The 12,316-nt window shown below is 72.5% G+C and carries 12 protein-coding genes; 6 read left to right on the top strand and 6 right to left on the bottom strand.

Annotation, left to right across the window (positions count from 1 at the left end):
- The coding region (locus ACWCQK_RS35975; protein ID WP_451162416.1) for a 2-oxoacid:ferredoxin oxidoreductase subunit beta at positions 1–828 on the top strand (828 nt) is incomplete at its 5' end.
- Positions 829–861: 33 nt separating this feature from the next.
- On the opposite strand, the gene ACWCQK_RS35970 is transcribed toward ACWCQK_RS35975, so the two are convergent.
- Complete coding sequence (locus tag ACWCQK_RS35970) at positions 862–1,251, bottom strand: winged helix-turn-helix transcriptional regulator (protein WP_451162414.1); 390 nt, start codon at positions 1,249–1,251, stop codon at positions 862–864.
- Between the two features lie 90 nt (positions 1,252–1,341).
- Here ACWCQK_RS35970 and ACWCQK_RS35965 point away from each other — a divergent pair, with 90 nt between their 5' ends.
- The 3 genes from ACWCQK_RS35965 (at position 1,342) to ACWCQK_RS35955 (ending at position 4,020) form a co-directional block, all read left to right on the top strand.
- Complete coding sequence (locus ACWCQK_RS35965) at positions 1,342–2,196, top strand: NAD(P)H-binding protein (RefSeq protein ID WP_451162412.1); 855 nt, start codon at positions 1,342–1,344, stop codon at positions 2,194–2,196.
- 146 nt (positions 2,197–2,342) lie between these two features.
- Positions 2,343–3,386: an EamA family transporter RarD gene (gene rarD / locus ACWCQK_RS35960; protein ID WP_451162410.1), complete on the top strand. Its 1,044-nt coding sequence runs from the start codon at positions 2,343–2,345 to the stop codon at positions 3,384–3,386.
- Positions 3,387–3,549: 163 nt separating this feature from the next.
- Positions 3,550–4,020 carry a VOC family protein gene (locus ACWCQK_RS35955; RefSeq protein ID WP_451162408.1) on the top strand — a complete coding sequence of 157 codons (471 nt, stop codon included), beginning with the start codon at positions 3,550–3,552 and terminating at the stop codon, positions 4,018–4,020.
- A 76-nt stretch (positions 4,021–4,096) separates the two neighbouring features.
- Here the strand turns inward: ACWCQK_RS35955 and ACWCQK_RS35950 are convergent, their stop codons facing one another.
- Positions 4,097–5,434 (bottom strand): tetratricopeptide repeat protein, encoded by a 1,338-nt coding sequence (locus ACWCQK_RS35950; RefSeq protein ID WP_451162406.1) that lies wholly within the window; start codon positions 5,432–5,434, stop codon positions 4,097–4,099.
- A gap of 267 nt (positions 5,435–5,701) precedes the next feature.
- Here ACWCQK_RS35950 and ACWCQK_RS35945 point away from each other — a divergent pair, with 267 nt between their 5' ends.
- Both ACWCQK_RS35945 and ACWCQK_RS35940 read left to right on the top strand, forming a co-directional pair.
- A complete protein-coding gene (locus tag ACWCQK_RS35945) occupies positions 5,702–6,220 on the top strand; it encodes a DUF6668 family protein (protein WP_451162404.1) in 519 nt (172 codons plus the stop codon).
- A 142-nt stretch (positions 6,221–6,362) separates the two neighbouring features.
- On the top strand, positions 6,363–6,950 hold the full coding sequence (locus tag ACWCQK_RS35940; protein WP_451162402.1) for a flavodoxin family protein: 588 nt from the start codon (positions 6,363–6,365) through the stop codon (positions 6,948–6,950).
- Between the two features lie 16 nt (positions 6,951–6,966).
- Here the strand turns inward: ACWCQK_RS35940 and ACWCQK_RS35935 are convergent, their stop codons facing one another.
- The 4 genes from ACWCQK_RS35935 to ACWCQK_RS35920 form a co-directional block, all read right to left on the bottom strand.
- Entirely contained in the window at positions 6,967–7,902 is a 936-nt protein-coding gene (locus ACWCQK_RS35935; RefSeq protein WP_451162400.1) for an ABC transporter permease, read from the bottom strand.
- The gene (locus ACWCQK_RS35930; RefSeq protein WP_451162398.1) at positions 7,889–8,863 is read right to left on the bottom strand and encodes an ABC transporter ATP-binding protein; all 975 of its coding nucleotides are present in this window, start codon (positions 8,861–8,863) and stop codon (positions 7,889–7,891) included. The genes ACWCQK_RS35935 and ACWCQK_RS35930 overlap by 14 nt, the downstream gene beginning before the upstream one ends.
- A gap of 28 nt (positions 8,864–8,891) precedes the next feature.
- A complete protein-coding gene (locus tag ACWCQK_RS35925; protein WP_451162420.1) occupies positions 8,892–10,145 on the bottom strand; it encodes a LolA family protein in 1,254 nt (417 codons plus the stop codon).
- A gap of 278 nt (positions 10,146–10,423) precedes the next feature.
- The gene (locus ACWCQK_RS35920) at positions 10,424–11,434 is read right to left on the bottom strand and encodes a CHRD domain-containing protein (protein WP_451162396.1); all 1,011 of its coding nucleotides are present in this window, start codon (positions 11,432–11,434) and stop codon (positions 10,424–10,426) included.
- Positions 11,435–12,316: the final 882 nt, after the last annotated feature.

The raw sequence follows: 12,316 nt of genomic DNA, 5'->3' as shown, positions 1-12,316 counted from the left end.
GGGATGCACTCCATCCACGGCCGGGCCCCCGCCATCGCCACCGGCCTGGCCGCCTCGCGCCGGGACCTGTCCGTGTGGGTGGTCACCGGTGACGGCGATGCCCTCTCCATCGGCGGCAACCACCTGATCCACGCCCTGCGCCGCAACGTGAACCTGAAGATCCTGCTCTTCAACAACCGGATCTACGGTCTGACGAAGGGCCAGTACAGCCCGACCTCGGAGGTCGGCAAGATCACCAAGTCGACGCCGATGGGCTCCCTGGACGCCCCCTTCAACCCGGTGTCCCTCGCCCTGGGTGCCGAAGCCTCCTTCGTGGCCCGCACGATCGACTCCGACCGCAAGCACCTCACCGAGGTCCTGCGGCAGGCCGCCGCGCACCCCGGCACGGCGCTCGTGGAGATCTACCAGAACTGCAACATCTTCAACGACGGCGCCTTCGAGGCACTGAAGGACAGACAGTCGGCGCAGGAGGCGCTGATCCGCCTCGAACACGGCCGGCCGATCCGCTTCGGGGCGGACGGTTCGCGCGGTGTCGTACGGGACCAGCGGACGGGCGACCTGACGGTGGTCACGGTGACTCCGGAGAACGAGGCGCAGATCCTGGTCCACGACGCCCACGCCACGTCACCGACCACCGCCTTCGCCCTCTCCCGGCTCGCCGACCCCGACACCCTGCACCACACCCCGATCGGTGTGCTCCGCGCGGTGGAGCGGCCGGTCTACGACACCCAGCTGGCCGAGCAGCTGGACACGGCGATCGAGCAGCACGGCAAGGGGGACCTGGCGGCGCTGCTGGCGGGCGGCGACACCTGGACGGTCGTCGGCTGACCGGACCCGACGTGCGTGACGAGGCCCGGGCCCCTACGAGGTGGCCCGGGCCTCGTCGTAGGCGCGCCGCGCCCGCTCCACGGCGGGCATCCGCTCGTGGGTCCACAGCGCCAGCGCGCGTACCTGCTCGGCGGCCTCGCGCCCGAGTTCGGTCAGGGAGTAGTCGACGCGCGGCGGGATGACCGGCTTGGCGTCCCGGTGCACCAGACCGTCCCGCTCCAGGGTCTGCAACGTCTGGGTCAGCATCTTCTCGCTGACCCGGCCGATCGTCCGGCGCAGCTCGCTGAAGCGGTAGGGGCGGTCGAGGAGCTCGATCAGGACGAGCACGCCCCAGCGGCTGGTGACGTGCTCCAGGACCAGTCGGTGGGGGCACATGCTCTCGCCGACGGCGTACTTGCCGGCCGCCTCGGTACTTACTGACATGTGGGTACCTTACTTCAAAGTGGGTACTGTCGTATAGTTAGCGCTCCTCCTAGGGTTGGCGACATCGCACCCCACAAGGAGATTCAGATCATGAGCATCGTCGTCACCGGAGCCACCGGACACCTCGGCCGTCATGTCGTGGAGCAGCTGCTGGAGAAGGTCCCGGCCGAGCGGATCACCGCCGTCGTGCGCGACGAGGCGAAGGGCGCCGCCTTCGCGGCCCGCGGCGTACGGCTCGCGGTCGCCGACTACAACATCCCCGAGACCTTCGACGGCCTCTTCGCGGCCGGCGACAAGGTCCTGCTGATCTCCGGCAACGAGTTCGACAAGGGCCGCGTCCAGCAGCACCAGGTCGTCATCGACGCCGCCAAGGCGGCCGGGGCCGCCCTGCTCGCCTACACCAGCGCCCCCGGCAGCCTGACGGCCGCGCTCGCCGACGACCACCGCGCCACCGAGCGGGTGCTGCTCGCCTCCGGTCTGCCGTACACGCTGCTGCGCAACGGCTGGTACCACGAGAACTACACCGAGAACCTGGCCCCGGTGCTGGAGCACTCCGCCGTCGTCCAGGCGGCCGGCGAGGGCCGGATCTCCTCCGCCGCGCGCGCCGACTACGCGGCCGCCGCCGTCGCCGTACTGACCGGCGAGGGGCATGAGGGCAGGACGTACGAGCTGAGCGGCGACGAGGCCTGGGGCTTCGCCGAGTACGCGGCCGAGCTGAGCCGGCAGACCGGCCAGGAGATCGCCTACAACTCCGTCCCCGGCGAGGTCCTCCACGGCATTCTGACCGGCGCCGGGCTGCCCGAGGCGTTCGCCGCGATCCTGGTCGGCGTGGACGCGTCGATCGAGAAGGGCGAGCTGGCCGACACCCCCGGCGACCTCTCCCGTCTGGCCGGCCGCCCGACCACCCCGCTCGCCGAGGCCGTCGCCGCCGCGCTCAAGGGCTGACCCCGCAGCCGCTTCGGGCCCGCCGGACACGACACCCCGGCTGTCATGACCGTATGGCGATACGGACATGACAGTCGGGGTCGCTCGGCGCTACCTTCTGGGCACGGACACGCGCGCGCGTGTCCGTGAACGAGAGGGAGGGACCCGTGGCCGGAGAGTCGAGGGGCGAGCGGCGGACAGGGCTGCTGAACGGCTTCGCGGCCTACGGGATGTGGGGGCTCGTCCCCCTCTTCTGGCCGCTGCTGAAGCCCGCGGGAGCGGGGGAGATCCTCGCCCACCGGATGGTGTGGTCCCTCGCCTTCGTCGCCGTCGCGCTCGTCCTCGTACGCCGCTGGGCCTGGGTGGGCGAACTGCTGCGGCAGCCGCGCAGGCTGGCGCTGATCACCGTGGCCGCCGCGGTCATCACCGTGAACTGGGGCGTCTACATCTGGGCCGTGAACAGCGGCCACGTGGTGGAGGCCTCGCTCGGGTACTTCATCAACCCCCTGGTCACCATCGCCATGGGCGTGCTGCTGCTGAAGGAACGGCTGCGGCCCGTGCAGTGGGCGGCCGTCGGCGTCGGCTTCGCCGCCGTGCTGGTCCTGGCCATCGGCTACGGCCGCCCGCCGTGGATCTCCCTCTGCCTCGCCTTCTCCTTCGCCACCTACGGGCTGGTGAAGAAGAAGGTCGACCTCGGCGGCATCGAGTCGCTGGCCGCCGAGACCGCGATCCAGTTCCTGCCCGCCCTCGGCTATCTGCTGTGGCTGAGCGCGCACGGCGAGGCGAGCTTCGCGGCGCAGGGCGCCGGGCACGCCGCCCTGCTCGCCTCGACCGGCATCGTCACCGCGATCCCCCTGGTCTGCTTCGGCGCGGCCGCGATACGGGTCCCGCTGTCGACGCTGGGCCTGCTCCAGTACCTGGCCCCGGTCTTCCAGTTCCTGCTCGGCGTCGTCTACTTCGGCGAGGCCATGCCGCCCGAGCGCTGGGCCGGCTTCGCCCTGGTCTGGCTGGCCCTGGCGCTCCTCACCGGGAACGCGCTGCACACCGCCCGCCGCACCGCGCTGCTCAGGGCCGCGGCGGCGGGGCGCACGATCCCCGCCCCCGGTGCCGCCGCTGTCCCCGCCCCCGGCTCCGCGGCTGTTCCCGCCCCCGGATCCGCCGCTGTTCCCGCCCCTGGATCCGCCGGCAGCCCGACCGCGGTGGACGCCTGACGCCCGACGCCTACCCGGTCCAGCCGGACTGGTACAGGCGCTGCGCTGTGTCGCCCCCTTCGCGGAGGACGTGCGCGAACGGCTCTGGCGCGCGGTCGGACCGGGCGACCGTCCCGGCGGTTCCGTTGCGCGCCGGCTCGGGTACCCACTACAAGTGGTCGGCATGACGCAGACGACCGCACCCGCCCCGCTGCACTGGAAACTCGTCATCGACGCCGCCGACCCGCACGCGCAGGCCGACTTCTGGTCCGCCGCGCTCCACTACACGGTCGAGGACAACAGCGCTCTCGTCGAACGACTGCTGGAGGCCGGGGCCCTGTCCGGCTCGGCCACCGTGGAGTTCCACGGCCGCCCCGCCTTCCGGGACCTGATCGCCGTACGCCACCCCGACGACCCGTACGACGAGGACAGCGGGACCGGGCTCGGGCGCCGGCTGCTGTTCCAGCGCGTGCCGGAGCCGAAGCTGGCCAAGAACCGGCTGCACCTGGATCTGCACGCGGGCCGGGACCGGCGGGCGGAGGAGGTCCAGCGCCTGGAGAAGCTGGGGGCGAGCGTGGTGCGGGAGGTGAAGGAGCCGGGCGGCGAGTGGGTCGTGCTGGCGGATCCGGAGGGCAACGAGTTCTGCGTCCAGTGACGTTCGGCCCGTCTCCCGCGTCCGCTCCCCTGCCTCCCTGACCCCAGCCTGGCTCCCGGTCTCCCTCCGGGGTCCGCTAGCGGGTGTCCGTGTCGCGGGCCGCTCGTTCCGCCAGGCGGTTCATGCGGGCGCGGGCGGACTCCAGTTGGCCGATGTCGTCGGCGGCGGGCCCGTCCTCGCCCGTGAGGTCGGTCCACAGCCCGAGGAGATCCTGCCCCAGGCGCAGTCCCTGAGCGGGGTCACGCACCGCACGCCAGGCCGCGGCCGCGCTCTGGACGTTGCCGTACGCGGCCTCCGCGTCCCCGGCACGGTGGCACACCCGGGCCAGGTCGAGGGAGAGGTGGAAGGCGCGGAGCGGGTCGCCCGCCAGATAGGCGATGTACGCCGTGAGTTCGAGCAGCCGGAGCACCTCGGGGTGCTCGGGCCCCAGTGACCTCGACGCCTCGGCGACGGTCCGCTCGGCCAGCGCCGCCGCCTCCTCGATCTGCCCCGACTTCACGGCGTCGCTGATCCGCGCCATCGGCTCGGCGAGGAGGGCGGGGGTGTCGCCCGCGCCGGACGCGCCCAGCGGCTCGTCGCCGAGCACGGCTTCGGCGACCGCGTCGAACCCACGGGCGGGAGTCGCCTTGGGATCGGGAGCGGGCTCGGGAACGGCGTAGGGGTCGGGTTCGGGGTGGGGCTCTGGTTGGGGATCTGACTGGGGCTCGGGCGTGACGACGGGGGGCTGGCCGAAGGCGGGTGGTAGGGGTGCGGACGCTGGTGCCGCTGTGGGAGCCGGGCTCAGCGGGCCGTCCATGGTCGGGGGCGGGCCGAACTCGCCCATCGGCGCGGCGGCCGTGCCGTAGGGCGTGTCCGTGGCGGACTCGCGCACCGTACGGAGGCGGAAGGTGGGAGCGGGGTCGTCGAGCCGCGACTCCGGCGACGGCTCCGCATCCGAAAGCGGCTGCGGGAGCGGCTGTGGGGCCGGCTGCGACCGTGGCGGTTCGGCGTCCTCCTGCCGCCAGGCCGGCGGCGGGCTCGCGGGGGCGGCGGCAGGAGCGGCCGACGCGGCCGGGGGCGTGGTCGGTACCGCGTCCTCCGGTGGCGCGGTGGCGGCCGGCTCCCCCGTGAAGTGACTGGAACCGTCCAGGTCCACCCGGAGCGGGACGGCGTAACCGATGCGGTCGTCCCGGACCACGGCGAGGACCGGGTGACCGGTGGCGAGGGCGATGCGGTGGAGGTGCCTCAGCACCGCGTGCTGGACCTCCTCGCCGGGGTCCGGGACGACCGGCACGCCACCGATCGTCGCGCCGCCCGCGCCCGGCCCGGCCGCGGGGACCCGGACGTCCAGTGGTGCCGGCGCGGGCGCCATGGGGACCGCGGAACGCGCGGTGCGCTGGTCTTCGCGCTTCTTCTCGCGGCTGAGTCGAGACATCGCTTCCCTCACTCGGATGCGTCGGGGAGTCGGCGGCCTGCGCGGGCGGGTTCCGCGGGCTCCGCAGTTTCCATGGTGCCCCCTCCCGGCGCGGGAACACCGCTCCCTCAGCGGCGGAACCCGGTCCTGCACGTACTGTCGAGTCTCTCCGCCCACTTCGGGTGCACGCGTCACCACAAGGTCACAGACTCGTCCCAGGACCCCGCCCGTGGTACCGCGCGTACCCCCGGCGGAGTGACGTTCGGCAGACGAGCAAGGAGCACGGGCATGCGCGACGGCGGTGTGCGGCAGGGGCCGGAGATCTGGATCCGGGGGCCGGTGAGCACCTCGGAGCAGGAGACGGCGGAGCCCGGCCCCGGCCACGGCACCCCACGGCGCTTCTCCTGGGTGGCCACGCACGGCGGCGCGGGCACCACCACCCTCGCCACCGTCTACGGCGGCCAGGACTGCGGCCACGACTGGCCCGGCGCCGGTGATCCGCCGTCGGTGCTGCTCGTCGCCCGGACGCACGCGGCGGGACTCGACGCCGTTCTGCGCACCCTGGAGGTGTTCCGGCGCGGGGAGGCCCCCTTCGGCCTGGACCTCGACTCCGTCGTGCTGGTCGCGGACGCGCCGGGCCGGCTGCCGCGACCCCTCGCCCGGCGGATCGCCCTGATCGAGTCGGCCGTCGACGTCCATCGGGTGCCGTGGGTGCCCGCCTGGCGCGTCGGCGACCTGAGCGGGGAGCCGCCCAGGGAAACCCGGGCGCTGATCCGGCTCATCGACTATAGTTGCACACGCATGTAATGCAGACGCACGTAATTGTCATGGGGTGCCATGCCCCACGCCGTAGGTGTGCCGTACGTATGCCGTACGTCCTGCGGGTGCCGTACCTGATGTGTCCGAAGCGTGTCGAAGTATGTCGAAGCGTGTCAAAACTGGGGGAGCCATGACTCGTCGATTCCTGTTCGTCCTGGGCAGTGGTCGCAGCGACGGCAACACGGAGTTGTTGGCGCGCAGGGCCGCCGAACAGCTGCCCGCGGACGTCGAGCAGCAGTGGGTCCGCCTCGCCGGGCTGGCACTGCCCGACTTCGAGGACGGGCGGCACGACGCCGACCGGCCGCGCGCGTCCGCCCCGGACGCCGAGACCCTGCTGCTCGACGCCACGCTCGCGGCGACGGACATAGTCATCGCGTCGCCGCTGTACTGGTACTCGTTGTCCGGCCTCACCAAGCGCTACCTGGACTACTGGTCCGGCTGGCTGCGCGTCCCCGACGCCGACTTCAAGGCGACGCTGGCCGGGCGCACCCTCTGGGGCGTGACCGCGCTCGCGGATGCGGAACCGGTGGTCGCCGACCCGCTGATCGACGCGCTCAACAATTCGGCCGCGTATCTGAGGATGCGGTTCGGCGGGGTCCTGCTCGGCAACGGCAGCGCGCGCGGCGACGTACTGAAGGACACGGCGGCGCTGGCGCGGGCGAAGACGTTCTTCGCGCGGGAGGCACCGCTCGCGCGCTTCCCGTTCGAGGACGCGTGAGCCGCCCCCCGTCCCGCTAGCTGCTGATGTCCTTCGTCGTGAAGCGCGCCCAGGCGGCGGAGCCGAACACCGCCGCGTACACGGCCTGGAGACCGAGGTTCTTCACCAGGTCGTCCCAGTAGACCGGTTCGCGCATCAGGTCGGCGAAGGACAGCCAGTAGTGGGAGAAGAGGTACGGCTGGATCGCGTGGAGCTGCGGGATCTGGTCGAGGATCTGGACGGTGATCAGCAGACCCACGGTCGTCGCCATGGCCGCGATGCCGCTGCTGGTCAGCGTCGAGACGAACAGGCCGAGCGCCGCGACGCCGACCAGCGACAAGGCGACGGCCAGGGCGATCAGCGCCGCCCGGCCCAGGCCCTCGGCGAACGTGATCCGGGTGCCGGAGATCGTCGTCAGGTCACCGAGCGGGAAGAGCAACGCGCCCACCGCCATCGCCGAGGCCGCGACCACGAGGGTGGCCACCAGACAGAAAGCCATGACGGTCGCGTACTTGACGAGCAGCAGACGGGTACGGCCGGCCGGGGCCACCAGGAGGTAGCGGAGCGTTCCCGCGCCGGCCTCGCCCGCGATCGCGTCGCCCGCGACGACCCCGATCGCCATCGGCAGGAAGAACGGCAGCGTCGCGGCCAGCGCCGTGAACACCAGGAACAGGCCGTTGTTGGTGATCTGCGAGATGAAGGCGGGCCCTTCGCCGCCCCCGCCCCCGGCCGAGGACCCGTCACCGGTCTCGATCTTCACCGCGATCCCGACCAGGACCGGTACGGCCGCCAGCACGCCCAGCAGAGCGAGGGCACGCCAGCGCCGGAAGGTGGTCACCAGCTCGCTGCGGAGCAGACCGAGGGTCCACAACGGGCTCGGGGTGCGCGGGACTTCGGTACCGCCGGCCGAGGCGGGAGTGGAGTGGGCGCCCGAGGCGGCGCCGGCAGCGGCGCCCGGTTCAGCCCGCGACATCGAAACCCTCCCCCGTCAGGGCAACGAACGCGTCCTCCAGGGAGTCCCGTTCGAGCCCGAAGCCGCGGACCCGGACACCGGCCGTCACCAGGGCGGCGTTCAGCTCGGCGAGGTCCTGGTCCGGTGGTTCGCCGGTCACCCGTTCGTCGGTGACGACGACATCGCCGACGCCCTGCTCCTTCAGCACGCGGGCCGCGTCACCCGGGTCCGGCGTGGTCACCACCAGTCTGCCGCGCGCCCCGGCGGCCAGTTCCGCGACCTCGCCCTGGACGACGAGCCGCCCTCGCGTCATCACCGCGGCATGCGTGCACACCTGCTCGATCTCGTCGAGCAGGTGCGAGGAGAGGAAGACGGTCGTGCCATCGGAGGCCAACTCCCGCACCAGGGCCCGGATCTCCCGCATGCCCTGCGGGTCGAGGCCGTTGGTCGGCTCGTCCAGGACGAGCAGGCGGCGCGGCTGGAGGAGGGCGGCCGCCAGTCCCAGCCGCTGCTTCATACCGAGGGAGTACGCCTTCGCCTTCTTGCCCGCGGCGGCCGTCAGACCCACCCGGTCCAGCGCCTGTCCGACCCGGGCGCGCCGGGTACGGGGGTCGGCCGTCGGGTCGGCGGCGTCGTATCTCAGCAGGTTGTCACGGCCGGAGAGGAAGCCGTAGAGGGCCGGGCCCTCGATCAGTGTGCCGACCTGCGGCAGCACGGCACGGGAGGCGCGGGGCATGGGACGCCCCAGCACCCGCGCCGTGCCCGAGGTGGGCGCGATCAGCCCCATCAGCATGCGGATGGTGGTGGTCTTGCCGGAGCCGTTCGGACCGAGGAAGCCGAAGACGCTGCCCGCCGGGACGGTCAGGTCCAGACCGTCGACGGCGAGCTGTCCGCCGCGGTAGCGCTTGGTCAGGCCGCGGGTGTCGATGACGCCGGCATCCGCGTCCTTCGGGTGCGGTTCCGTGGCGGACGGTTCGTCCATCGGCTCCCTCGATTCGTCGTGCCCGTACTCAGCGTCCGGTGTCGGCGGCCTTCACGAGCGCGTCCTTGGTGACGGCGCCGACGTACACCTTGCCGTCGTCCGTGACCAGGGCGTTGACCAGGCGGGTGGAGAAGACCGTGCCCGAGCCGAACTTGCCGCTGACCTTGTCGCCGAGCGAGCCGAGGAAGCCGCCCAGGTCGCCGTCGGCGGACTCGGAGGGCAGGCCCCCTTCGCTGCCGCTGTCGAACGTGGCGACGGAGTTCCAGCCCTCGCCTATGACCTCGAGGCCTTCGAGGTCACCGAAGCCCTCGGCACCCTCGGCGCCCTCGGGGAGGGCCTCCTCCGGCTTCCCGTTCTCCCGGCCGTGCTCGAGGTCGTCGCCCTCGGTGACCTTCGCGCCCTTGGGCGGGGTGAAGTCGAAGGTCGACGCGGCCGGCCGGGCGAAGCTGACCTGGGTGAAGCCCGCGTCCACCACGGCGGCGCCGCCGCCGGCCGGGGTCAGCGTGAACTTCAGCGGCAGCCCCGTCTTCGCGTCCACGGCCACGCTGATCGCGCCGACCGTGGTGCCGGACTGCTTCGGCGTGATGAGCAGCTTGTAGGCGTCCCGTCCGGCGACCCGCATGGTGCCGTCGACGGTGACGGAGGTGGTGTCGTCGACCGCCTTCAGGGCCTCGTCGGTGAGGTCCTTCGGCGTGGCCGGGACGTGGTCCTCGCCGCCCCGCTCCTTGGCGGCGCTGTCGTCCGCGGTGGAGTGGTAGACCTCGTTGGACTTGCTGTCGTAGCCCCAGACGTCCTTGCCGTCGTGGATGAGGCTGTATTCGGCGGCGTTCTCCAGCAGCGAGAGCTTCTGGCGGTCCGGACCGTCGGCCGCGACGCGCAGGGTGTGCGTGCCGGAGGCCAGTTCCGTCAGCTTGGCCGACGGATCCGCGGCCGAGCCGTCGCCGTCGTCGCCGCCCGGGCGAGCGCCGCCGGAGAGCAGGCCGCTCTCCAGTCCGCCCAGGTCGGGCAGCCCCAGGTCCGTGGTGATCTTCACCGTGCCGGACAGCTGTTCCACGTCCGACTTGGCGATCTTGTCGATGAGCTGTGCCGCGCTGATCTTCGGCAGGTCCGGGTCGCCGGAGGAGGCAAGCGCCGGGACGAGCCCGATGGTCGCCGCGGCCACCCCCACCACCGCGACCGGGACGACGTACCGAGCGGCCGCACGCCGTCCGCGCGGCGCGCCGGCCTCCGCGGCGGTCGTGGTCGTGCCGTTCGTGCTGTCGTCGGATTCGTACGGTGCCATCGGTGCCATGTGTGCCTTACCTCCGTCGTCGGCGGCGGCTGTCCGTCTCGGCGCGTCCCGCTGATTCCACCCTGAGCCGCCATTCTCACCCGAATCGGTGAGGAGTGGTGTTTTCCGTGGTGTCCATCTGACCAAATCGGGCCCCGGTAAGCGTCAGACCGCGGGCTCAACTCCGTGTACTGCTGGGGTATGACACGAAGGTGCGGCACCTCGCCCGACCCGTAGGGGTCGGGGAGGCGCCGCACGCGTTCCGGCACCGTTCGACGGACCTCGACGGGTCAGTTCCGCAGGAACACGTAATCCGCCTGATAGGGCACGCCGACGACCGCACCCGGGGTGCAGGAACCCGCCGGGGCGACTCCGCCCACGGTGTTCAGCCGCAGGATCTCCGTGGTATCGGCGAGCAGCCCGTGGTGCTTGCCGGACCGGGTGGCCCGGAGGTCCAGCTCGGGGATGTTGCCGTCACCGTTCGGGGTCTTGCTGATCAGCGTCCCGGTGACCGCGCTGCCGTCCCGCGCCACCCACTGCGGGGTACCGGAGTTGGGCTTCACGAACGAGTGTGCGATACGTCCGCCGAGTACGGCGCTGACGTCCCGCTGCGCGAAGGCGTGACCGCCCCCCTCCGCGGGCTTGCACTCGTAGATCTGCTTGCCCTTGACCACCGACGCCTGGAAGTTGTCCAGCGCGTCACGGAAGTCGAACCCGGCCGTGGTGACCTTGTGCAACTGGCCGCGGACGGCTCCGCCGGGGAACTCGGCGGTGTGCAGGTTGGCATAGAACGCGCCGGGATCGGACTTCAGCGCGTCGAGCAGCCCCGCGTCCTTGACCCGCACGGTGCCGACGACACTGTGCCCCTTGACCCTGCCGCTGCCACCGCCGAGCAGCTTGCCGAAGTCGACCTTGACGCCGCCGTTGACACCCTTGGCGCCCTGATGGATGTGCAGCAGGGTCGGCCTGCCGGTACCGCGCCAGGTCACGGCCACGGACACCTTGTCGCCCTTGATCCTGATGAACTCCAGCGCGGCCCCGTCCTTGTCCCCGACAGCCGGCCCACCGGCCACGGGCACCTCGCCGGCACCCCGGAGACTCGCGGCGAGGACGGTACCCCCGCCGAGGCTCCCACTCTGCGTGACGACACTGTCGCCGACGTGCCCCGCGTGGTCGGCGCCCCGCCCCCCGGCGGCGAACGCCGGGATCACCGCGGCCGCGACCCCGCCGGCGGCGGCCACCGCGACCGCGGTGACGATCACACTCTTACGACGCTGCGAAAACGTCCTGTTCACACCCATGACGCAACTTCTCCCCGTATCCCAGCCAACGCCCCCTGCGTCAGCTTCTGCGCGGTATTACGGAGTGGATCTCAACTTGGACTCAGTCCAGAATTGTGAGGTGGGTCACATGAAGGGGTGTGGCGGTGCGGCTGCGGGGAGGGCACGGCAAGGAGCGGGGGCGGCTTTCGGGGGTCGGGGGGTGGGGGTGTGCTGCGGAGGGCACGGCGAGGAGCGGGGGCGGCTTTCGGGGGTCGGGGGGTGGGGGTGTGCTGCGGAGGGCACGGCGAGGAGCGGGGGCGGCCTTCGGGGGTCGGGGGGTGGGGGTGCGCTGCGGGGGCCGCGAGGTGCGAGGGGGCGACCTTCGGGGTCGGGGGCGCGAAGGATTGAGGATGGCTTTCGGGGGGCGGCACCCGGGGCGTAGGCCGCTCGGCGGGGGCGGGGGGCCGGTGTGCGTGGAGGGGTTTCCCTCGGAGGGGGCCGACAGTGCGCGGGCGGAGCCCCCGGCGGAGCGCGGCTTCAGCCAGAGCGCAGGGGCGAGGCGGCCGTGCAGACCGCCGGGGGCGCCGGAGTCCGGATGCGGTACCCGAACGCGGTGGACGAAGTCCCGGGTGAAGCACGAAGGCACGGCTCCTGCCGGGGTGCGGAAACGAAGCCGCGCGGGCCGGCTGTGGCGCCGGAGTCCTGAATGCGCTGCCAGAGAGCGGTGGACGGAGTCCCCGGTCAAGCGCGGAGGCACGCCCCTATAGGGGTGCAGGGACGCAAGTCCCCGCCGCGGTGCAGGGACGCAAATCCCGCAGGGCGCCAAGGGCGAAGCCCCGCAGGGGTGCAGGGGCGAAGCCCCGCAGGGGTGCAGGGGCGAAGCCCCGCAGGGGTGCAGGGGCGAAGCCCCGCAGGGGTGCA

The sequence above is a fragment of the Streptomyces sp. NPDC002306 genome, assembly GCF_053593435.1.
This window is presented reverse-complemented; position numbering and strand designations above follow the sequence as displayed.

What these genes read in the sequence shown, in the direction of transcription:
- ACWCQK_RS35970 (WP_451162414.1), bottom strand. Translation starts at nt 1,251, where the DNA reads ATGTCAGTAAGTACCGAGGCGGCCGGCAAGTACGCCGTCGGCGAGAGC.
- ACWCQK_RS35965 (WP_451162412.1), top strand. Translation starts at nt 1,342, where the DNA reads ATGAGCATCGTCGTCACCGGAGCCACCGGACACCTCGGCCGTCATGTC.
- ACWCQK_RS35955 (WP_451162408.1), top strand. Translation starts at nt 3,550, where the DNA reads ATGACGCAGACGACCGCACCCGCCCCGCTGCACTGGAAACTCGTCATC.
- ACWCQK_RS35950 (WP_451162406.1), bottom strand. Translation starts at nt 5,434, where the DNA reads ATGTCTCGACTCAGCCGCGAGAAGAAGCGCGAAGACCAGCGCACCGCG.
- ACWCQK_RS35945 (WP_451162404.1), top strand. Translation starts at nt 5,702, where the DNA reads ATGCGCGACGGCGGTGTGCGGCAGGGGCCGGAGATCTGGATCCGGGGG.
- ACWCQK_RS35940 (WP_451162402.1), top strand. Translation starts at nt 6,363, where the DNA reads ATGACTCGTCGATTCCTGTTCGTCCTGGGCAGTGGTCGCAGCGACGGC.
- ACWCQK_RS35935 (WP_451162400.1), bottom strand. Translation starts at nt 7,902, where the DNA reads ATGTCGCGGGCTGAACCGGGCGCCGCTGCCGGCGCCGCCTCGGGCGCC.
- ACWCQK_RS35930 (WP_451162398.1), bottom strand. Translation starts at nt 8,863, where the DNA reads ATGGACGAACCGTCCGCCACGGAACCGCACCCGAAGGACGCGGATGCC.
- ACWCQK_RS35925 (WP_451162420.1), bottom strand. Translation starts at nt 10,145, where the DNA reads ATGGCACCGTACGAATCCGACGACAGCACGAACGGCACGACCACGACC.
- ACWCQK_RS35920 (WP_451162396.1), bottom strand. Translation starts at nt 11,434, where the DNA reads ATGGGTGTGAACAGGACGTTTTCGCAGCGTCGTAAGAGTGTGATCGTC.